This is a genomic window from Edaphobacter sp., assembly GCF_035532915.1.
In the GTDB taxonomy this organism is placed as follows: domain Bacteria; phylum Acidobacteriota; class Terriglobia; order Terriglobales; family Acidobacteriaceae; genus Edaphobacter.
Genome location: NZ_DATKQC010000285.1, coordinates 1 through 20923, shown reverse-complemented (window position 1 = coordinate 20923; position 20923 = coordinate 1). Strand labels below are relative to the sequence as shown.

Below are 20923 nucleotides of genomic sequence, written 5' to 3'. Positions count from 1 at the left end.
TATCTGCTGCGGCTATAAGGGCTATGTCATCAAGGAGTTCTTCGCCAACTACTTCCTTCATACCTCTGACGTTACCTTCGACATGACCGAAAACAAGATGACCGTCCATAATTCAGTGGTTGAACCCTGGCGCGTCACCCTGGTCGATACAGGTGAATCGACAGGCACCGGTGGACGCCTGCGCCGGGTACGTCAACATCTTCCGGACAATGAACCTTTCTGCATGACTTATGGTGACGGCGTCGCCAATGTCGATATCAAAGCGTCGATCGAATTCCACAAGGCTCATGGCAAGCTCGCAACGCTCACCAGCGTTCAGCCTCCTGCGCGCTTCGGAGCACTCGGCCTCAAGGACACCCAGATCTACGCCTTTCAGGAGAAGCCGTCTGATGAAGGAGGCTGGATCAACGGAGGGTTCTTTGTCCTCGATCCAAAGGTCATTGATGCCGTTACGGATGATTCGCAGATGTTCGAGCGGGAACCGATTGAATCTCTGGTCGCCCGCAGCGAAGTCCATGCCTTCTTTCACCATGGTTTCTGGCAAGCGATGGATACATTGCGCGACAAGCAGCATCTTGAGGATCTCTGGAGTAAAGGAAAGGCGCCATGGAAGACTTGGTAGCTCCTGACACCCACTGGCGGAACCGCCGAGTTTTTCTTACCGGACATACCGGCTTCAAGGGCGGATGGATGGCGCTTTGGCTCTCCTGGCTTGGGGCCAGCGTTCGCGGCTATGCGCTTGATCCTTCTACGTCGCCCAGCCTCTTCAACGTCGCAAACATCGGCTCGGTGCTTGAAGACGTTCGCGGAGATATTCGCGACGCTGCCAGTCTGGACCGCGCGATGCAGGAGTTCGCGCCCGAAGTAGTCTTTCACATGGCAGCTCAGCCGCTGGTACGCCTCTCCTATCAGGATCCCATCGGTACCTATGAGACCAACGTCATCGGTACCGCTCGTGTGCTCGATGCCGTTCGCCGCACTCCCTCCGTGCGCGCCGTCGTCTCCGTCACGACCGACAAATGCTATGAGAATAAGGAATGGAGCTGGCCCTATCGCGAGATTGATCCTCTGGGGGGATACGACCCCTATTCTGCTTCGAAGGCTTGTGCTGAAATTGTGTCCGCAAGCTATCGTCAATCCTTTTTCCCCATTGAACAACTTCGTCAACCGGGCGGGCACCAGGTCGCTGTCGCTACAGCACGAGCCGGTAACGTGATCGGTGGCGGCGACTGGTCAACTGACAGACTTATTCCAGATCTCGTGCGCGGATTTCTCTCTGGGGATCCAGTGCGTATTCGTCGGCCGCATGCGATTCGCCCCTGGCAACATGTCCTCGAACCGCTCTGTGGTTATCTCACGCTGGCTGAGAAACTTCTCATGCCAGGGCCGGAGGCCGCTCGCTTTGCCACCGCCTACAACTTCGGTCCAAACCGAGGCGATGCACGCCCTGTCTCCTGGATTGCCGACCGCATGACTGGCTTTTGGGGTGAGGGTGCCTCCTGGGTCCTCGACGAGGATCGCGACAGCCCACACGAGGCGAACTACCTCCAACTCGACATCTCCCGCGCGGACCACGATCTTCAATGGGCACCCAGACTTCGGCTTGAAACTGCCCTCGACTGGCTGGTCGCCTGGTATCGTAACTGGCAATCCACTCCCGCATCGATTCAGTCCTTTTCTTTGTCTCAGATCGCCAGATATCACAACTTGTCTCAACACGAAGCAATATCTGCGGTCTCCGCTTCACAGCAGGATCACTGAGATGAGTTGACGCTTCCAGCCTTTCCTTATCCAGTTCGCGAAGGTAATTCTCTGTCGCTGCTAAACTTGGGGCAGGAAGTTTGTAAAGGTTTCGACCGCACGCAATGCGCATCAACACCATACGGAGAACGAATGAACACCAAAGAACGCAAGATGCTGGAGCTTCTTAAAAAAGGGAGAGATGAATTTGGCTATGTTGCAGTTAAAGCAGAGTTTGAGGCCGAAGGCACGCGCGTGGACGAGCTATTGCGACTTGTTGAAATATGCCGTAAGGCCGGTCTGAAGTTTGGTCTGAAGGTTGGCGGCTGTGAAGCCATGCGAGACCTCATCGAGAGCAAACAGATAGGCGTCGACTACATTATTGCGCCCATGATTGAAAGCACTTACGCTCTTTCTAAGTTTGCCGAGGCCGTCGACAAGGTCTACTCAAAAGATGAACAGGATGAGACTGACTTTCTCTTTAATCTTGAGACCATCAATGCCTTTAGCCAGCTTGATGCCTTGGCGGACGCCACCAAAAAATCCCCGGAGTTGAGCGGTATTGTCTTCGGCAGAGTCGATTTTTCACTCTCCGCAGGACTTGGCCGTGATGCCATCAATGGCAAGGAAGTCACTGATTATGTGTTGAAGACTGCCGCCGCATGCAAAGCCCGCGGGCTTGACCTGGTTGTGGGCGGCGGAGTATCGAGCGACTCAATTCCCGTTCTGCGTGAGATGTTGAACATCCATCTCACCCGCTTCGAAACGCGAAAGGTCATCTTCGATGCAAATGCTGCTAACGAGAAGCATATTGATGAAGGGTTGCTCAACGCAGTGCACTTTGAACTCCTCTGGTTGCTCAACAAGCAGGAATACTATGGCCGCATTCAGCAGGAAGATTCTAAACGGATTGATATGCTGGAAAAGCGCTGGGCAGTCCTCAACCGCTAATGAGCATTAGGTCACGAGCTATAGGGAAAGAGCCCAACCCGGCGATAGTGTTCGATCTGGATGGAACGTTGATAGATTCTTGTCCAGGTATAGGTGCCTCACTCTCCGAGGCATTTGCTGCTGCGGGCAGGATTATGCCTGCAATGGATCTACGCGCTGTCATTGGACCCCCCATTCGCGTCATTGCAGCACGAATGGAACCGACGCTCACTGAAAATGAACTGGCCAAAATTGAACTTACTTTTCGCGCGATCTACGATAACGACGGTTGGCGCGAGACGGTTCTTTACGACGGCGTCGACGATACTTTGCGAGCTCTTCATCGGCGAGGCGTAAAGATGTTCATCGTCACGAACAAGCCTCGGATTCCCACGGAAAAGGTGCTCGACCATCTCGGGCTGACTTTTCTCTTTCAGAAGGTTGTCACACGAGATAACCGTACTCCAATCTATAGCAGCAAAGCGGAGATGCTCTCCGAACTTCTGCAGCAGCAATTGATCGGGTTGCAGCCTGCCATCATGATGGGCGATACCCGAGAGGACGAAGAGGCCGCATTGGCGAATGGCCTTCCCTTTTTTTACGCGGCTTACGGATACGGGACGGCCAATGCACCGCACCGCACCGTCATAGGCTTTTCTGAGCTTACATCGCTTTTTGCGAAGCAATAATTCAAACTGAAGGACGTATCGAAACATCATGAAATACAGCGATCAATTGGCTGCATGGCTGTCTGAACTTGGATATACGCACTGCTTTTTCGTAGCGGGTGGGAATATCATGCATCTGCTGGAAAGCTGCAGCCACAAGTTTGTCTGCACCCCTGTTGTTCATGAAGTTGCCGCTGGGATTGCTGTGGAGTATTTCAATGAGGTGTCCGTCAAAGGACGCGCCTTCGCATTGATTACCGCCGGACCTGGCCTGACCAACATTGTCACTGCAATGGCTGGCGCTTTCCTGGAAAGCCGTGAATTGCTCATCCTTGGAGGCCAGGTAAAAGTAGCTGATCTTGCGCGGGGACAGATACGTCAGCGTGGAATCCAGGAGATTGATGGTGTCAGCATCGCAAAACCCGTTGCGGTGACGTCGGTTCTCATTGATAGTGTCCTTGACCGTCGCGAATTTTCACGTCTCGCAGAATCAGGTAGCCGCGGTCGCAAAGGGCCTGTCTTCCTTGAGATTCCTCTCGACATTCAAGGCGCGGTCACCAACCCGAGCCAACTCAATGCCACTTCGCTTTATGCTGCAGATGCTTCTTTTTCGCCTGTGCCTGCGGCCATCTTGCAGGACATCGTTGTTCGTCTTAGAAGCGCGAAGCGGCCAGTTTTGCTAATCGGGGGTGGCATCAACCGTCAGACGAGTGAAAGGGTGCTGGATCGCCTCGCCACCATCGGCGTCCCTCTGATGGTCACATGGAATGGTATCGATCGCGTGCCTGAGGACCATCCATTTTTCTTCGGTCGGCCAAATACCTGGGGACAGCGCGCAGCCAACATTTTGTTGCAGCAGGCGGACCTTCTTATCGCGCTCGGTACACGCCTTGGCCTGCAGCAGACCGGATTTAACTGGCAGCAATTTATTCCTGTCGGAAAAGTGGTGCAGGTGGAGTGTGATCCTGCGGAACTCGCGAAGGGACATCCGCACGTGGACGTGCCCGTTAACGGCGATGCCAATGATGTACTCGAATTTATCGCGTCGCAGGATGGCTATTCCAACTACGGCGAGTGGGTCACCTTCTGCCGCAGCGTGCGGTCGGCCATTAACCCCAACGACCCTGCGAATCACACGGGACCAGGCTTCGTCTCACCCTACGACTTTTGCCTTAGGCTATCCGAGCTTTGCAACAGCGACGATGTGGTCATCCCATGCAGCAGCGGAAGTGCAAACACGGTGATGATGCAGACCTTTCAAGTAAAGCAAGGCCAGCGCCTCTTTAACGACAAAGGGCTGGCCTCGATGGGATATGGGCTGAGTGGTGCAATCGGAGCAGCTTTTGCTGCATCCGCCGAAAGATCGACAGCAACTCGTACCGTTCTCGTTGAGGGCGATGGCGGCTTTATCCAGAATCTCCAGGAACTCGGCACTGTTTCCGTCAATCAACTCAATCTCAAAATATTCATCTTCGACGACAACGGCTATGCTTCTATACGGATGACACAGAAGAATTACTTCGGCGGAAGCTACATTGGATGCGACACCAGTACTGGCCTGGGCATTCCTCATTGGGATTCGCTCTTTGCCGCCTACGATATTTCTGTGCAACGACTCAAGCCCGGTTTCCATACCGATGCTCAGTTTCTTGAGGCCTTCGATGCTCCCGGACCTGCGGCTTTCCTCGTCCAAATCGATCCCGAGCAAACTTACTTTCCCAAGATCAGCAGTCGCGTGACTGCCTCCGGCAGCATGGAATCTAACCCGCTTCATTTAATGACACCCGATCTGGACGAAGCCACTGCTGCCGAGGTCTTCTGTTATTTGCCCCCGGTATAACGCCTTTTCTTAGTTATTCGATCAATCTGCGGCCATACCGGAATACGTATGAGTCTGCAAATTATGCTTCTATCTGCGAAAATGGCCAGACTGCGCTATGACAGCCCCTCCTCTCCCTATCGCCGATCTCGATTCCATCCTCGGCGAGACCAGATCGCTTTGGGAGGAGATGCGGAGCCAGCGCATCTTCCTCACCGGTGGCACCGGTTTCTTTGGCTGCTGGCTGCTTGAGAGCTTCGCGTACATCAACCGCGTTCTCGACCTGAACGCAGAAGCTACAGTGCTCACGCGTAACCCCGCTGCCTTCGCCGCCAAATGTCCTCACCTTGCCGCCAACTCGGCAATTACTCTCCTTCCGGGCGACGTTCGCACCTTCGATTTTCCTGAGGGTGAATTTTCTTTTGTCATCCATGCCGCAACCGAGGCAAGCGCGAAACAGGCTGCCGATGAACCATTGGAGATGCTGACGACGATACTTGCTGGAACGGAGCGCACGCTCAAATTCGCTGCCAGCCATGGCACAACAAAGTTGCTTCTCACCAGCTCGGGCGCTGTGTATGGTCCTCAGCCCTTCGATATCGTTCACATGGGGGAAGACTATCGGGGTGGCCCTGATCCTCTTGATCCTTCGTCGGTTTACGCAGAAGGCAAACGCGTATCGGAACAAATGTGCGCGCTTTATGCAAAGCAAACGAAGATGGAGATCAAGATCGCTCGTTGCTTTGCATTTGTCGGCCCGCATCTTCCTCTGGGCGCGCATTTTGCAATCGGCAACTTTATCGGGGATATCCTCGCCGGACGCCCCATTCGCGTCGCAGGTGACGGCACACCTCGAAGGTCTTATCTTTACGCGTCTGATCTGGCCATCTGGCTTTGGACGATGCTCTTCAGTGCTCCTTCTCTCCTTCCCATCAATGTAGGATCTCCAAACAGCGTCAGCATAAGCGAACTCGCCCAGACAGTCGCCACGACACTCAATCCTGACACCGCCATTCATCTTTCAGGCGATCCCATTTCGGGGGCTCCTCCCTTGCGCTACGTTCCTTCCGTCGATCGCGCCAAGCAAATTCTCGGTCTTGAACAAACCGTCGACCTACGGGAAGCAATTCGCCGCACAGCGGACTGGTATGGCAAGACGAACTCCCAACAAATGTCGTAAAAAGGGAGTCTTTGTGTTAGAGTAGAAATGTACTCTGGAAGTACCGAGTACGGGCATCGCAGGCAAAGACCCTCCATGGAATTCGGGGTTTGGCCAGAGACTGCGATTCGCCTCTCCCCACCGCTTATCTTCCTTCAAAAAAATCGGAAGCCGCGCTGGTTGCTCTGGCTGGAAGGCCCGTCACAGGACAGGTCTCGCCGTGCAGCAGCAGCGCTTCGATAACCGACAGCAATGCTGATAATCAGAATCCATGGTGCTTCGGCACCCCTGCATCCATTCGTCGATCTCTTCAACTCCCTAAAGGACTATTCTTGACTACCGCAACTCTTGAACCACAGACAGTTACACCGCAGACTGAAGTGAACGCAATCGCGAACTCGACCAGCCTCCCCCTCGCAAACGATGTTCGCTTCACCGATTTCAACATCTCCGACTCCCTCAAGAACCGCTTGAGCACTGCCGGCTTTAGCATTCCCACGCCGGTTCAGGCTAAGGCCATTCCGCCGGCGCTCGAGGGTTCGGACATCCTCGCCACTGCATCGACCGGCACGGGCAAGACGCTCAGCTTCTTGATCCCAATGATCGAGCGCATGGACGCGAACTCTGTCCCCAGCACGAAAGGTAAGCGCGGTCCGATTCGCGCCCTGATTCTGCTGCCCACCCGCGAGCTCGCCATGCAGGTGCTCGAAGCCTATTGGAAGCTGGTTCCCGGCTCGAAAAACGATGCCGTGCTCGTCTGCGGCGGCCTGTCGGAGAACAATCAGCTTGACCAGCTCGACCGCGGCCCGCGTCTGGTCGTTGCTACACCAGGACGTCTCGAGGACTTCCTGCGCCGTCGCGAGATCAACATCAACGCCGTTGAGATGCTGGTGCTGGACGAAGTGGATCGCATGTTGGACATGGGCTTTCTGCCCGCCATCCGCCGCATCGTCGGCGCGGTGCCGAAGACACGGCAGACGATGTGCTACTCGGCGACGCTTGACGCCAATATCCGCGAGATCGTTCGCGACTACGTCAACAAGCCTGTTCGCATCGAGATCGGACAGACTTCCAAGCCGTCCGATCGCGTAGAGCTTCGTGTCTACACCGTCATGCAGGACCAGAAGCTCGGCCTGCTGGACCAGATGCTGCGTGAAGAGGAAGGAACTTTCCTCGTCTTCTCGCGCACTAAGCACGGTGCCGACCGTATCTCGAAGAAGTTGGAGAGACTGGGACACGATGCCGATGTCATTCACGGCGATCGCAGCCAGTCGCAGCGTTCGGCGGCACTGAAGGGCTTCCAGAACGGCAAGCATCGCGTTCTTGTTGCTACCGATGTCGCGGCACGCGGCATCGACGTCAACGACATTGCACACGTCATCAACTACGACCTGCCCAATGCCGCGGAGGACTTCGTTCACCGTATCGGCCGCACTGGCCGCGCCGGCAAGAAGGGCGTTGCGACCACGTTCGTCATGCCGCAGGAAAAGCATGATGCTCGCAAGCTCGAGCGCGAACTGAAGATAAAGTTCGAGTGGCGCGAGGCCGATAAGAACCTTGAGAAGGAACTGCGCAATCAGCCCCTCGACACAACTGCTCAGGGGCAGAATCTCATGCAGCTCGAAACCCGCACATGGCGTGGCAATGATCCCGTTGCCCCTATGGCTGCACCTTCCAACCCCTACAAGGCGGCGAAGGGAAGCGGCAGTGGCTTCCGCAGCCGCGGCAAGAGTGGCGGCGGTGGTTTCTCTGGCGGACGCAGCTCCGGTGGTCGCGGGCCAGGCTCAGGCAGCCGTCCCAATAGCCGTCCCGGCAGCAGCCGCTCTGGCCCAGCTCGTCGCGGCCAATAACAAAAACCTAATCGCGCTCCCTCTCTGCCTGCCAACCAGCCGCAGAGAGGGAGCAGCGTTTTAGTTTCTGTAGTTGGACAATACTTTTCGCTAAAGTCATGTCCGAAAATATAGCCGGCTTCAGCGAACTCTCAGCTATCGTCGAAAAGGACTAGAGCTTCGTCCTGCGCATCCGCAGCCTGGACTCACCGGGGTTTATGGATGGCTCGTTTTTACGCTTGCTCCTATTTTTACGATGGCGTTTGCCATGCGTTGCTCGTGCATTGACTTCTTGATCGGCACCGCAACGCGAAGCCCTGTAAAATAGAAGGAATCCCATGATCTCTGTCTCCAATGTCACCATGCGCTACGGCTCGAAGCTGCTCTTCGAGGATGTCTCCGTCACCTTCACCCAGGGCCGCCGCTATGGCCTCACCGGTCCCAACGGAGCGGGAAAATCCACCTTTATGAAGGTGCTCACCGGCGAGATCGACGCTCAAAAGGGCAACGTCGTCCGCCCCAAAAAGATCGGCGTTCTCTCGCAGGACCAGTACGCCTTCGACGCCTACCGCGTGATCGACACTGTCATCATGGGCAATAAGGCTCTCTGGGCCGCCCTTGAAGAGCGCGAAGTCATCTACGCCAAGCCCGAGATGACCGATGAGGACGGATCGCGGCTTGGTGAACTCGAAGGAATCGTCGGTGACGAGGACGGCTACGAAGCCGAGTCCAATGCTGCCGTACTACTGCAAGGGCTGGACATTCCTGACGAGCTGCACGAGCGTCACATGTCCGAGCTGCAGGGCGGCCAGAAAGTCCGTGTGCTGCTGGCGCAGGCACTCTTCGGCAATCCGCAGGCTCTGCTGCTCGACGAGCCGACGAACTATCTTGACCTCGAATCCATCCACTGGCTCGAGGACTTCCTCCTTCGCTATAACGGCACCGTCATCACGATCTCGCACGACCGGCACTTTCTCAACAACGTCTGCACCCATATCGCTGACATCGACTACGAGACCATCATCACCTACAACGGCGGCTACGACGACATGGTCTTCCAGAAGACCAGCGTCCGCACTCGCATCGAGAGCCAGAACGAGCAGCGCGAAAAAAAGATCGCCCAGCTCAACGACTTCATTGCCCGCTTCAGCGCCGGTACGCGCAGCTCGCAGGTCAACTCCCGCAAAAAAGAAGTAGAGCGCCTGGCAACGTCCGAGTTGGCGCGTTCCAACATCGCGCGCCCCTTCATCAGCTTCAAGATGGAACGTCCCTCGGGAAAGAACGTCCTCGAGTTCGAGAAGGTCAACAAGACCTACGAGCAGAAGGACGGCAAGCTCGAGCACGTCATCAATAACTTCTCCGCCGCCGTCCAGCGTGGCGACAAAGTCATCCTCATGGGCCGCAACGGGCAAGGAAAGACCACGCTCCTCAAAGCCCTGCTGGCCAATGGCCCCGGCGTTGAAGAGAAGGATGTCTCCATCGACTCCGGCTCCGTCAAGTGGGGCCACGAGGTCTCCATCGGTTACTTCGCGCAGGACCACAAGGGCTCGATCGAACTAGGCATGACGGCCAGCGACTGGCTCCACCAGTTTGACCCATCGGCCACCAAGGAAGATATCCGTGGCATTCTCGGCCAGATGCTCTTCAAGGGCGAAGAAGGACTCAAAAAGACGGACGCACTCTCCGGCGGTGAGGCGGCGAGACTGCTCTTCTGCAAGATCATGTTGCAGAAGCCCAATATCCTCGTCCTCGACGAGCCTACCAATCACCTTGACCTCGAGAGCATCAACGCGCTCAACCAGGCCATTCAGAAGTACGAGGGGACAGTCTTCCTCGTCACCCACGACCAGGACTTGATCGAAGAAGCCGGGACGCGCATCTGGCACTTCGAGGGCGGCCCCGACAACTTCCGTATCACTGACCACAAGGGTCCCTACGAGGAATACCAGCAGCAGCTTCAAATGGCGGCAAAGTAGACGCTGTTCACTCCGACCGAATTAAAAATTCGGAAACATGTCGATTTCGGCGAAAGCTGAACTAGCATGGCGGCATGAAGTTTTGCCTGAAACGAACCTTCGTCCTTTTTGCCATCGTAGGTGCGTCCGCAGCGTTAACATCGTTGCGGGCGCAGACCACCGCCCAGTCAGCCGATCCCGCAAACGAGCACGTCTTTCTGGTGATGACTGACGGTCTGCGCTGGCAGGAGGTCTTCCGTGGCGCTGACCCTTCGCTGCTGACCAAGGCCAACAACGACGATCGTCCTGTCGATACTTTGGTGCGCCAATATGTACGTTCGACTCCGCAGCAGGCACGCGCCGCGCTGATGCCGTTTCTCTGGAGCCATATCGTTCCCGAAGGCGAGATCTACGGCAACCGCGACAAGGGTTCGGATGCGCACGTCACCAATGGCTTCAACTTTTCCTACCCCGGCTACAACGAAACCCTGACAGGCCGCGCCGATCCACGCATCAACTCCAACGACCCTACGCCCAATCCCAACGTCACTGTCTTCGAGTGGCTGAACAAGCAGTCTGGCCTCACCGGCAAGACAGCCGCCTTTGGCGCATGGAGTGTGATTGCCGATGCCTTCAATCGCCAGCGCTGCGGCTTTACCGACAACGCAGGCTTCGATCCGCTGACATCCATTCCCATGACGCCACGGCTCGACCTGCTCAATCATCTCAAAGCGGAGACGCCGCGCCTCTGGGACGACGAGACCTTCGACGCCCCCACCTTTTACACCTCGCTCGAATATCTCGAAGCGAAACATCCACGGCTCTTTTATCTCTCTCTCGGCGACACCGATGAACTGGCCCACGCAGGCAGCTACGGCCGCTACCTTGAAGCAGCCAATCGTGTCGATAGGTACCTGCAGCGCCTGTGGGAGTTCGTGCAGGCCAATCCCGACTACCGCGACCACACCACGCTGATCCTGCTCACCGACCACGGCCGGGGCGACGCTCCGGTGGAGTGGAAGAGCCATGGTCAGAAGATTCCTGATTCGAAGTACATCTTCATCGCCGCCATGGGCCCCGGCATCCCGCACAGCGGAGAGATTTCCGGCGGAAAGCCCGTTACCCAGAGTCAGATTGCCGCGACCGTGGCCAGGCTGGTGGGCAAAGATTGGAACAAGCAGACGCCTGCCGCAGGCCAGCCATTGCCCGGCATTCTGGTCAGCCACTGAGGTTTAGCCGCGATACAGTCCAGCTTTTCTGATAGCCGTCCAACGTGGCGATAAGGCAATTCCCGGCGGATGGATTGTCCGGTTGCAGCGCCATCCGCGCTCCGCGTGAAATAATAGGGAGATACCAGACACAAAAAAGGCGAAAGTCATGGCAGCCAGCACCCTCCAGCACGATACTCAGAGCGAGCAGCAGAAACTTCCCACCGCCGAATACATCCGGCTCGAAGACGAGTACGGTACCAAAAACTACAAGCCGCTCGATGTTGTCGTTGAGCGTGCCCAGGGCGTCTGGGTCTACGACGTCGAGGGTCGCCGTTATCTCGACTTCCTCGCGGCCTACTCCGCCGTCAATCAAGGGCACTGCCACCCGCGTATCCTCGCCGCCATGCTGGAGCAGGCGCAACGCGTCACCCTCACCTCGCGCGCCTTCCGCAACGACCAGCTCCCGCTCTTCTACAAGGAGATTCACGACCTTACCGGCTTCGACATGACGCTGCCGATGAACTCAGGTACAGAGGCCGTCGAGTCCGCTCTCAAACTTGCTCGCAAGTGGGCCTACAAGGTCAAGGGTGTGGCGGAAAATCAGGCGGAGATCATCGTCTGCGCCAACAACTTCCATGGCCGCACCATCTCCATCGTCAGTTTCTCCACTGACAACCAATATCGCGACGGCTTCGGGCCCTTCCTGCCGGGCTTCAAGATCATCCCCTTCGGCGATGCCGCCGCATTGCGTGCCGCCATCACGCCCAATACCGCCGCCTTCCTCGTCGAGCCGATTCAGGGAGAGGCTGGCATCCTGATGCCGCCCGACGGCTTCCTCAAAGAGGCCGCGGATATCTGCAAACAGAATCGCGTCCTCCTCATCGCCGATGAGATCCAGTCCGGCCTTGGTCGCACTGGCAAGCTCTTCGCCTACGAGCACGAAGGCATCACGCCCGATATGCTCATCGTCGGCAAGGCACTCGCCGGAGGCTTCTATCCTGTCTCCGCCGTCCTCAGTTCGCGCGAAGTTCTCGGCCTTCTGCATCCCGGCGATCACGGCAGCACCTTCGGCGGCAATCCGCTGGCTTGCGCTGTGGCCCGCGCCTCACTCCGGGTCATCGTCGAAGAAGACCTTGCTGGCCGCTCTGCCACCCTGGGAGCAATTATGTTCAAGCGCCTGCGCGAGATTGTAAGCCCCCATATCCGCGAGATTCGTGGACGTGGTCTGTGGGCTGCCATCGAGCTTGACGGTCCTGCCCGCCCTGTCTGCGAGGCGCTGATGCGCGAAGGCATTCTGGCCAAGGAGACGCATGACAACGTCATTCGCCTCGCTCCGCCGCTCGTCATCGAAGAGCAGGATCTCCTCTGGGCGCTTGATCGCATCCAATCTGTCCTCGAAAGTCTCTAAGGAAACCCATGCTCGAAGCTGAATCTGCCAAATCTGTTGGGAAAAATGTTTTAGGCCAGCCGCTCGCGGTCTGTGGCTGCAGCCCGATGACGGGCTTCTTCCGCGATGGCTGCTGCAACACCGGCCCCGCCGATCTCGGGGTGCACACCATCTGCTGCGTCGTCGACGAGAGCTTTTTGGCTGCCAGCAAGGCGCTGGGCAACGACCTCTCCACTCCGATGCCGCACTATGGCTTCAGCGGCCTTAAGCCGGGCGACCGCTGGTGCGTCTGCGCTGCCCGCTGGCTTCAGGTGCAGCAAGCGGGAGCAGCCTGTCCCGTAGTGCTCGAAGCAACGCATGAGAATACTCTCAAGATTGTTCCTTTCGAATTGCTGATCCAGTACGCCGTCATTCCAGACCAGCTCCACTAGCCGCATCTCGCTGCACCGGCCAGCCAACCTGCGGTTAGTATGAGAAGGGTTGATATGGGCTGCGCGAGGATAGCGTGAGAGGCTGGTTGCGAGCAGACAGTACGAAAAAGCATTCGGTTCGCTTGCGGACCGCCCGACCGCTCTGGCTGCTCCTTCTTTTCGCGGGAATATTAGCCCAGGCTTTGCATGCGGCTGTGCCTGTAAAGCAGGCTGATGCCGTTTGTGCCAAATGCCACGCGGAGATATTCAGGAAGTATCTGGATACGCCGATGGCAAACGCGAGTGGTCTGGCAATGGATCACCTGATCCCTGGCGAATTCACTAACGCCTCTTCCGGCACAAAATATCGCATCCACGCAGAAGATGGCGCAGCGTGGCTGGACTTTGACGATCCGCAGACTCCCCCGGCAAAAGGCCGCATGAAGCTGGATTATTTTTTAGGTTCGGGACACCTGGGCATCACCTATCTTTACTCGCTCAATAAGTATTTGCTGGAGTCGCCTGCAGCTTACTACACCAGCGCGAACGGCTATGACATGAAGCCCGGCTTTGGCGGACTGCGCGAGATGCCGCCGGCGATTCCCATGGAGGCAACCTGTCTGCGTTGCCACATGAGCGGCGTGCAGCACAGCGACCCTGGCAGCTTGAACCACTATTCCGAAGAGCCGTTTCACTCCGGTGGCATTACCTGCGAGAGCTGCCACGGCGATACCAGGGAGCATGTGCTCACTGGCGGTAAGGCGGCTGTTGTCAACCCGGCTACGCTCGATCCAGAGCGGCGCGACTCCATCTGCATGAGCTGTCATCTGGAGGGCGATGTCTCCGTCGAAAAAGATGGCCGCTCGCCGGTCGACTTTAAGCCCGGTGAATCGATCTCGCGCTATCTCTCCTACTTTGTCTATGTAAGCGCAGACGCTACCGCGCGCGGAGTAAGCGAGGTAGAGCAGTTCAACACCAGCATGTGCAAGCGCGCGAGCGGCAGCAAGATGTCCTGCACCAGCTGTCATGATCCGCATTACACACCCCCCGCTGCCGAACGCGTTGCTTTCTATCGAGGCAAATGCCTCGCCTGTCACAACCAGCCCTCATTTGTCCGAGAACACCATCCCGAGAACCCGGATTGCACAAGCTGCCACATGCCGCGCAGCAAGGCCGAAAATATTCCTCACGTGGCCTGGACAGACCATCGCATTCTCCGGCATCCCGCGATGAATCTGGCGGATGCGAGCCCGGTTCGGAGCGACGATCTGGTGGCTATCTTCTCTCCCTCCTCTACGCCGCGAGACTTGGCGCTGGCTTACTACGCCGCTGCAATGGAAGGGCACAGCAGCGATCGCGAGCGGGCTTACACAACGTTGACCGCAGCACACCAGGCGAACCCTGACGATGTGCAAGTGCTGCGATCGCTGGGCATCCTCGCTGGAACAGGCGGTGACTCGCAGCTTGCCGGCGAATTGTTTCGCAATGTCTTGAAGCTAAGCCCAACTGACCAGACTGCGGCGTCAAATCTCGCCGTTGTAGAGGTCAGGACGGGAGACCTGCAAGGCGCGCTTGCGCTTTTGCAGCCGGTCTTCAATCGCAATCAGGATTCGCTCGGACTTGCCATGAACCTGGCGGCGGTCGAATGCCTGCTGGGCAACGGAACAGCGGCCCGCTCTACGATTGAGACAGCGCTCAAGTACAACCCGGGCTCCCGCGAACTGACGAACCGGTTGCAACAGACAAGTTCGTGCACAGCTCGTCTGAAGTAAATTGATTTGCATTGAGTTGGATACGGTGCAGAATTATTCTTAGACTGACTCCAGAGGATCCTTATCGGCCAAACGATGAAGTGATGGTGCCATGGTTTAGCGTTTGCGTGATTCGCCTGCTCTCGGAGATGACGGCAGGCAAGCATGCGATGCGACGGCAGCTCTCCATCACGCGTAAGCCGCGCCGGTCTTAGTTGCAGAATAGATGTGTCGGCTTTGTGCGTCGATACAGTCGGAAAGAGGAAGAATTATGACGCGAAAAGCGTCGCTGTTCTCGAGTTGGGGCCATGCGTTTGCATTCTGGAGTGGTTGCGTTGCAGTGACTGTCGGCGTGCTCCTGCACCTGCCCATGTTTCTGATGGGGCGGACAAACCACTTCAAGCTGGTCGGCATGCCTATGGGGACAGGGATGTACATCGGCATGGGGCTGATCGTCGCCGGGTTTGCCGCCGCTGCCTATGGGCTTATGCCCCGTCGCACTAAAGGAAACATTGCCTACGAAGAGATCGAACCGCCTGAGAGCGCGCCGCTAACCCGCGCCCACTGGATACAGATAATCGTCCTCGCCACGGCGCTTATCATCGACGTGATGAAGGCCGCCTCGCTCGGCTTCGTCATTCCCGGAATGCGCGCCGAGTACGGCCTCTCCTTTGCCGGTGTGGCCGTGTTGCCCTTCTTCGCTCTACTCGGAACCACGCTCGGGTCGTTTCTGTGGGGCATGCTGGCGGACCTGTACGGCCGCAGAGCCTCCATTTTGCTCGCAGCCGTCATCTTCATGGGAACGTCCATCTGTGGATGCATGCCATCGTTCCGCTGGAACATCTTCATGTGTTTCGTAATGGGGATTGGCGCCGGCGGCATGCTGCCTGTGGCCTACGCTCTGCTTGCCGAAATTATGCCGACCAGGCACCGCGGGTGGTGCCTGGTGCTGATCGGCGGCATCGGCTCCATCGGAGGCTACTTCGCTACCAGCATGTTGTCGGCGTTGCTGCAGCCTTACTTCGGCTGGCGCATCATGTGGCTCATCAATCTCCCCATCGCGCTTATTCTCATTGCAGTCAGCCCGGTGCTGCAGGAGTCGGCTCGCTTCCTTCAAAGTATGGGCCGTCTCCGGGAGGCGCGCGAGACGCTTGCCCGCTTCGGCATCGCCGTCGACATCACGCGCACTGTGCCGGCCGCCTCTCCGCGCCTCCCGTCCGTAATGGCCCCGGTAAAAGTGCGCAGCCTGGTGGGCCTGACCTGCGCGCTTACGCTCACCGCGCTCTGTGTGGGATTCGTAAACTTCGGTGTTCTGCTCTGGCTGCCCGGCAGTCTGATGCGCGAGGGCCGCAGCATGGGCGCCGCCAGCAGTCTCATTGCGCGCTCTACGCTCATCGCCGCGCCCACTATTGTGCTGGCGGCGTGGCTCTATAGCATCTGGAGCACCAAGCGTACGCTGATCCTCGCCGTCGGAGTCACCACGCTGGGCCTGATAGCGATCGTATTGCGCGACATAGGTGGAGTGAAGATTCTTTCCAGCCCCGTTATCCCGGTGGCGCTGCTGATCGTCGGCACCAGCGGAATTATCTCCATGCTTCTGCCCTACTCGGCAGAGAGCTACCCGCTTCGGGTGCGTGGCCGCGCTACCGGTTGGGTCGCAGGCTTCAGCAAAAGCGGCGGGCTGCTCGCACAGGGACTGGGAGCGTTGGCACTCGTTCCGGCCCTGGGCATAGCGGCCGGAGCGGTTGCCGTTCCCTGTGTCTTGTCGATGCTGTTGATCTTCGTTCTTGGCCGCGAAACTCATCTGCGCGACCTGCGCGAGCTGGAGCAGGCGACGGTCACAGATGCAGACGGCATGCCCTTCGGCGCGGACTGAGCAATGGGAAGGCAGTCTTGCTCTGCGAACGATTCGGCGGTGGGGAGAGGAAGCGGGATGGCAATAAAAAAGTGGTGCACCCGAGAAGATTCGAACTTCTGACCTACAGCTTCGGAGGCTGCCGCTCTATCCAGCTGAGCTACGGGTGCGTTCCTCTAGCGTAGCATGATCGTTGCGACGGTTGACAGCCTCGCCGCCGCGGTACAACATCGAATCACCATCCGGAAATCCGTGAAAGCGAAATCCGGCAAAGAGGTATCAATCCATGTTCTTCCGCTCTATCGCAACCCTGGCTTGTACGGCCGTACTTGCTACCGCGAGCCTCACTGCTCAAATGCCGGACCGCATGAACGATATGCCCGCCCCGGCCTCCGCAAAGCCCCTGCTCAGCCCAGCCGCCATCGCCAAAGTCACCCTCAGCGGGAAGCAGATCGTCATTCACTATAACGCGCCCTCACTCCGTGGCCGCAAGATGATCGGTGGCGAGGATCCCTACGGCAAAGTCTGGCGCACAGGGGCCAACCCAGCCACTACCCTGATTACCAAGGCGAATCTGAAGGTAGGAACGCTCGACGTTGCTGCCGGGACCTACACGATCTATACGTTGCCCAGCCCCGACACCTGGCTCCTCATCATCAACAAGCAGACAGGCCAGTGGGGCACCGTCTACAACGAGAATCAGGACCTTGGCCGCACGCCCATGAAGAGCAAGACCCTACCCGCATCTCAGGAGAAGATGTCCATCTCTTTTGAACACACCAAAAGAAACAGTACCGAACTGCATGTCAAATGGGGCACGATAGACGAGTACGTCAACGTTACCGCAGAATAAGGACTACTCCGCGGCTTCCTTCTCCAATCGCAGTTTTTCCATCACGGACGAGACCAGTTCTTTCGCTCCGTTGATGTTCGCCAGAACAGCCTGCAAGTCGAGCGCCGGAACCGCTGGGTTCCGTGTGCTCGCGCAGTAAACTCCATGCTGTCCCACCAGAATCAGCGCATCGGTCAGCGCATCGAGCGTGACCGCCAGTCGTCCCCGCGCCTCGCCCATCATGAACTCGTATCGTTCAAGCTCCTGCTGGCGATCATAGAAGATGGACACTTACCACTCCTTCGCGGCAGTGTCGGCCACTAAAGGGGACGAGGCCACCGGCCCTTTCCAGCGCAGTACGGGCTTGCGCGCAGCCGTCGTCTCGTCGAGCCGCTGCACCCGCGTCGTGTGCGGAGCCGTCTTGACCAGCTCGGGATTCTCCTCTGCCTCGCGCGCAATCTGCTTCAGTGCATCGATCAACAGGTCAAGCTCTTCGCGAGACTCGCTCTCAGTCGGCTCGATCATCATCGCTCCGGCGACGATCATCGGGAACGAAACCGTGTAAGCATGGAAGCCGTAGTCGATCAGCCGCTTGCCCATGTCTCCGGTCTTCACGCCATTCTTGGCCTGCAGCCTGTCGCTGAAGACGACTTCATGGAGAGAAGGTGTCTTGTAGGGCAGCTCGAACGTACCATCAAGCTTGGCACGGATGTAGTTAGCGTTCAGTACCGCATCCTCGGTCGTCTGCCGCAGGCCATCCGGCCCATTGGCCAGAATGTAGGCAAGCGCGCGCACGAACATGCCGAAATTGCCGTAGAACATTCGCACTCGTCCCACACTCTGCGGGCGGTCATACTCCAGCCCCAGCGCTCCATCAGCGCGACTGACAACAACCGGCGTAGGCAGAAACGGTTCCAGAATCTTCTTGCAGGCCACCGGTCCCGATCCTGGCCCACCGCCGCCGTGCGGCGTAGAAAAAGTCTTGTGCAGATTAAGGTGCATGACATCCACTCCGAAATCACCGGGGCGAGTCTTCCCGACCAGCGCATTCATATTCGCGCCATCCATATAGAGCAGCGCACCCTTTGCGTGGAGGATATCCGCGATCTTGTGAATCTCACTCTCGAAGACGCCGATGGTCGAGGGATTGGTCAGCATCAACGCTGCCGTGTCCTCATCGACCATGCGCTCAAGCTCGGCGATATCGACCATGCCTTGAGCGTTCGATTTCAGGTTCGCAACTTCATAACCGCAAACTGCAGCAGTAGCAGGGTTGGTCCCATGAGCAGAGTCAGGAATAAGGATCTTCTTCCGCGCATTGCCTTTGCTCTCGTGATAGGCCCGGACCAGAAGGATGCCGGTAAACTCGCCATGCGCGCCCGCCGCTGGTTGCAGCGTAATCGCATCCATGCCGGTGATCTCGACCAGGCAGTCCTGCAGCAACTTCATGATGCCAAGGCAGCCCTGCGATAGCGACTCCGGTTGATAGGGATGCGCCTCCGCAATGCCCTCCAGCCGCGCCACGGCTTCATTCACGCGAGGGTTGTACTTCATCGTGCAGCTGCCCAGCGGATACATGCCAAGGTCAATCGCATAGTTCCACGTCGAAAGCCGCGTGAAGTGGCGAATGATCTCGATCTCGCTCAGCTCCGGCATCACACCCAGATCAGTCCGCGCCGAGGCGCCCAGCAGGGAAGCAGCATCAATCGCCGGCACATCCAGTTCCGCCAGCCGATAGGCTTTCTTGCCGGGCGAAGACTTCTCAAAGATCAAATCTTCATTCTGATTGACATGCGTCGTCGCCTTCTTCGGCGTACCTACGAATTTTTCATCTGCCATCGTTAAAACTCCTGCGCATCAACTGCGCTGCCGGTCTCGGAGTAGCTGCCCGACTCCGATCCCTCCACATCTTCCTCGCGCAACGAGAGGCCAAACACCGTGCCGTTTTCAAACTCAATCGTCAAGGCATCGCTCTCTTCAAGCGATGCTGCCGTAACCTTTTCACCGATCTGTGCACAGAGCGCGTTGCGATACTCAGGCTCGCCATACGCGAGTGAAAAATCGGGAAATAGAACATGCGGCCATGCGTGCAGCGTGAACAGAGGCGCGACAAAACGGAGTTGCAGGTAGTCCTCGACAAACTCTACCGCGACAAGCTCTTCGCCAATAATTGCAGATATGTCCACGGTTAAGCCTTCTTGCCTGCGAGCGCTGCTGCCGCTGCGTCAATCTGTTTCCGCGTCGTCAACTCGGTTGCACACCACAACGAAGCGTTCGGCCCAAGCTCGGGGTACCACTTCTGCAATGGCAGACCGCCAATTATCTTTTCGCCAAGGAGTGCGGCATTGGTCGCCTCCGCACTCTCTGGTAGCTCCAGCACAAATTCATGAAAGCGCGGCGCACCATCGAACAACACCTTCGCGCCGGAACCCAAAGCTGTCTGAGCATAATGCGCCTTCGCCAGATTCTGCTCTGCCAGCTCCTTCATCCCCTGCTTGCCATAGACGGTCAAAAAGATCGTCGTCATCAGCGCAACCAATGCCTGATTGGTGCAGATATTTGAAGTGGCCTTCTCGCGGCGAATGTGCTGCTCGCGAGTAGACAAGGTCAGTACGAATCCCCGCTTTCCGTTCACATCTTTCGTCTCGCCGATTAAGCGTCCCGGCATCTGGCGCAGAAACTTTTCCTTGCACGCGATGACACCGCAGTAGGGACCGCCATATCCCACAGCAACGCCCAGCGATTGCGCCTCCAGCGAGACAATATCGGCCTCAACCGGCGGCTTCACGATGCCCAGCGATACTGCCTCGGCAATCGACACGATCAGCAGCGCGCCCTTCTTGTGTGCAATCTCGGCAATTGCGGTTACATCCTCAATCGTGCCGAAGAAGTTTGGCGACTGAATCAGCACGCACGCCGTATCGCTTGTGATCGCCTCATCGAGTGCGACCAGATCGACACGGCCATTTGCCTCGTAGCCAACTTCGGTAACCGGAATCTCCTGATGCTGCGCATAGGTCGTCAGCACCTCGCGATATTCCGGATGCACAGTCCGAGCCACCACTGCGCCATCGCGTCCAGTTACGCGCACCGCCATCATCACGGCCTCGGCTGCACCAGTCGAACCGTCATACATCGACGCGTTCGCGATCTCCATGCCGGTCAACTCGCAGATCATGGTCTGGAACTCGAACATGGCTTGCAGCGTGCCCTGCGCGATCTCCGGCTGATAGGGGGTGTAGCTGGTCAAAAACTCGCCGCGCTGCACCAGCGAGTCGATGATGACGGGCCGGTAATGCCGATACACACCCGCACCGAGAAAGCTCGAATAGCCAGTGGCGTTGTTCTCCGAGAAGGCGCGAAAGCGGTCCAGAATC

18 protein-coding genes and 1 tRNA gene are annotated in these 20923 nt (G+C 57.5%); 14 read left to right on the top strand and 5 right to left on the bottom strand.

Features of this window, described 5'->3' with window-relative positions:
• The 13 genes from rfbF to VMU57_RS13515 form a co-directional block, all read left to right on the top strand.
• Nucleotides 1-622: glucose-1-phosphate cytidylyltransferase (gene rfbF, locus VMU57_RS13575; RefSeq protein WP_325384277.1), on the top strand; the 622-nt coding region annotated here is incomplete at its 5' end.
• Nucleotides 607-1761 carry a CDP-glucose 4,6-dehydratase gene (rfbG, locus tag VMU57_RS13570; RefSeq protein ID WP_325384275.1) on the top strand — a complete coding sequence of 385 codons (1155 nt, stop codon included), beginning with the start codon at nt 607-609 and terminating at the stop codon, nt 1759-1761. The genes rfbF and rfbG, both read left to right, overlap by 16 nt.
• 132 nt (nt 1762-1893) lie before the next feature.
• Nucleotides 1894-2691, top strand: coding sequence for an aldolase/citrate lyase family protein (locus VMU57_RS13565; protein WP_325384273.1), 798 nt, complete (start codon nt 1894-1896; stop codon nt 2689-2691).
• The gene (locus VMU57_RS13560) at nt 2691-3359 is read left to right on the top strand and encodes an HAD family hydrolase (RefSeq protein ID WP_325384271.1); all 669 of its coding nucleotides are present in this window, start codon (nt 2691-2693) and stop codon (nt 3357-3359) included. The genes VMU57_RS13565 and VMU57_RS13560 overlap by 1 nt, the downstream gene beginning before the upstream one ends.
• A 28-nt stretch (nt 3360-3387) precedes the next feature.
• Nucleotides 3388-5178, top strand: coding sequence for a thiamine pyrophosphate-binding protein (locus tag VMU57_RS13555; protein ID WP_325384269.1), 1791 nt, complete (start codon nt 3388-3390; stop codon nt 5176-5178).
• Nucleotides 5179-5275: 97 nt separating this feature from the next.
• Nucleotides 5276-6337, top strand: a complete 1062-nt coding sequence (locus VMU57_RS13550) for an NAD-dependent epimerase/dehydratase family protein (RefSeq protein WP_325384267.1) — start codon at nt 5276-5278, stop codon at nt 6335-6337.
• Nucleotides 6338-6648: 311 nt separating this feature from the next.
• On the top strand, nt 6649-8166 hold the full coding sequence (locus VMU57_RS13545) for a DEAD/DEAH box helicase (protein WP_325384265.1): 1518 nt from the start codon (nt 6649-6651) through the stop codon (nt 8164-8166).
• 317 nt (nt 8167-8483) lie between these two features.
• The gene (locus tag VMU57_RS13540) at nt 8484-10121 is read left to right on the top strand and encodes an ABC-F family ATP-binding cassette domain-containing protein (RefSeq protein WP_325384263.1); all 1638 of its coding nucleotides are present in this window, start codon (nt 8484-8486) and stop codon (nt 10119-10121) included.
• A 74-nt stretch (nt 10122-10195) separates the two neighbouring features.
• The gene (locus VMU57_RS13535; protein ID WP_325384261.1) at nt 10196-11329 is read left to right on the top strand and encodes an alkaline phosphatase family protein; all 1134 of its coding nucleotides are present in this window, start codon (nt 10196-10198) and stop codon (nt 11327-11329) included.
• Nucleotides 11330-11477: 148 nt separating this feature from the next.
• The gene (rocD, locus tag VMU57_RS13530; protein WP_325384259.1) at nt 11478-12719 is read left to right on the top strand and encodes an ornithine--oxo-acid transaminase; all 1242 of its coding nucleotides are present in this window, start codon (nt 11478-11480) and stop codon (nt 12717-12719) included.
• An 8-nt stretch (nt 12720-12727) separates the two neighbouring features.
• A complete protein-coding gene (locus tag VMU57_RS13525) occupies nt 12728-13129 on the top strand; it encodes a DUF2237 domain-containing protein (RefSeq protein ID WP_325384257.1) in 402 nt (133 codons plus the stop codon).
• A 269-nt stretch (nt 13130-13398) separates the two neighbouring features.
• On the top strand, nt 13399-14880 hold the full coding sequence (locus VMU57_RS13520; protein WP_325384255.1) for a multiheme c-type cytochrome: 1482 nt from the start codon (nt 13399-13401) through the stop codon (nt 14878-14880).
• A gap of 250 nt (nt 14881-15130) precedes the next feature.
• Nucleotides 15131-16735, top strand: a complete 1605-nt coding sequence (locus VMU57_RS13515; protein WP_325384254.1) for an MFS transporter — start codon at nt 15131-15133, stop codon at nt 16733-16735.
• Between the two features lie 72 nt (nt 16736-16807).
• Here VMU57_RS13515 and VMU57_RS13510 read toward each other — a convergent pair.
• Nucleotides 16808-16884 (bottom strand) — tRNA-Arg (locus VMU57_RS13510).
• A gap of 116 nt (nt 16885-17000) precedes the next feature.
• Between VMU57_RS13510 and VMU57_RS13505 the strand changes: the two genes are divergently transcribed.
• A complete protein-coding gene (locus VMU57_RS13505) occupies nt 17001-17567 on the top strand; it encodes a DUF2911 domain-containing protein (protein ID WP_325384252.1) in 567 nt (188 codons plus the stop codon).
• 3 nt (nt 17568-17570) lie between these two features.
• On the opposite strand, the gene VMU57_RS13500 is transcribed toward VMU57_RS13505, so the two are convergent.
• The 4 genes from VMU57_RS13500 to gcvPA all read right to left on the bottom strand — a co-directional run.
• The gene (locus tag VMU57_RS13500) at nt 17571-17837 is read right to left on the bottom strand and encodes a hypothetical protein (protein WP_325384250.1); all 267 of its coding nucleotides are present in this window, start codon (nt 17835-17837) and stop codon (nt 17571-17573) included.
• Entirely contained in the window at nt 17838-19385 is a 1548-nt protein-coding gene (gcvPB, locus tag VMU57_RS13495) for an aminomethyl-transferring glycine dehydrogenase subunit GcvPB (protein ID WP_325384248.1), read from the bottom strand. It abuts the gene before it with no gap.
• A gap of 2 nt (nt 19386-19387) precedes the next feature.
• Nucleotides 19388-19732 carry a hypothetical protein gene (locus tag VMU57_RS13490; protein WP_325384246.1) on the bottom strand — a complete coding sequence of 115 codons (345 nt, stop codon included), beginning with the start codon at nt 19730-19732 and terminating at the stop codon, nt 19388-19390.
• Between the two features lie 2 nt (nt 19733-19734).
• Nucleotides 19735-20923: aminomethyl-transferring glycine dehydrogenase subunit GcvPA (gcvPA, locus tag VMU57_RS13485; RefSeq protein WP_325384244.1), on the bottom strand; the 1189-nt coding region annotated here is incomplete at its 5' end.

Excerpts from the sequence above, each read along its gene's own strand:
- rfbG (WP_325384275.1), top strand. The coding sequence starts at position 607 with ATGGAAGACTTGGTAGCTCCTGACACCCACTGGCGGAACCGCCGAGTT.
- VMU57_RS13520 (WP_325384255.1), top strand. The coding sequence starts at position 13,399 with ATGGCAAACGCGAGTGGTCTGGCAATGGATCACCTGATCCCTGGCGAA.
- VMU57_RS13540 (WP_325384263.1), top strand. The coding sequence starts at position 8,484 with ATGATCTCTGTCTCCAATGTCACCATGCGCTACGGCTCGAAGCTGCTC.
- rocD (WP_325384259.1), top strand. The coding sequence starts at position 11,478 with ATGGCAGCCAGCACCCTCCAGCACGATACTCAGAGCGAGCAGCAGAAA.
- VMU57_RS13555 (WP_325384269.1), top strand. The coding sequence starts at position 3,388 with ATGAAATACAGCGATCAATTGGCTGCATGGCTGTCTGAACTTGGATAT.
- VMU57_RS13505 (WP_325384252.1), top strand. The coding sequence starts at position 17,001 with ATGTTCTTCCGCTCTATCGCAACCCTGGCTTGTACGGCCGTACTTGCT.
- VMU57_RS13535 (WP_325384261.1), top strand. The coding sequence starts at position 10,196 with ATGAAGTTTTGCCTGAAACGAACCTTCGTCCTTTTTGCCATCGTAGGT.
- VMU57_RS13525 (WP_325384257.1), top strand. The coding sequence starts at position 12,728 with ATGCTCGAAGCTGAATCTGCCAAATCTGTTGGGAAAAATGTTTTAGGC.
- VMU57_RS13565 (WP_325384273.1), top strand. The coding sequence starts at position 1,894 with ATGAACACCAAAGAACGCAAGATGCTGGAGCTTCTTAAAAAAGGGAGA.
- VMU57_RS13560 (WP_325384271.1), top strand. The coding sequence starts at position 2,691 with ATGAGCATTAGGTCACGAGCTATAGGGAAAGAGCCCAACCCGGCGATA.
- gcvPB (WP_325384248.1), bottom strand. The coding sequence starts at position 19,385 with ATGGCAGATGAAAAATTCGTAGGTACGCCGAAGAAGGCGACGACGCAT.
- VMU57_RS13515 (WP_325384254.1), top strand. The coding sequence starts at position 15,131 with ATGACGCGAAAAGCGTCGCTGTTCTCGAGTTGGGGCCATGCGTTTGCA.
- VMU57_RS13550 (WP_325384267.1), top strand. The coding sequence starts at position 5,276 with ATGACAGCCCCTCCTCTCCCTATCGCCGATCTCGATTCCATCCTCGGC.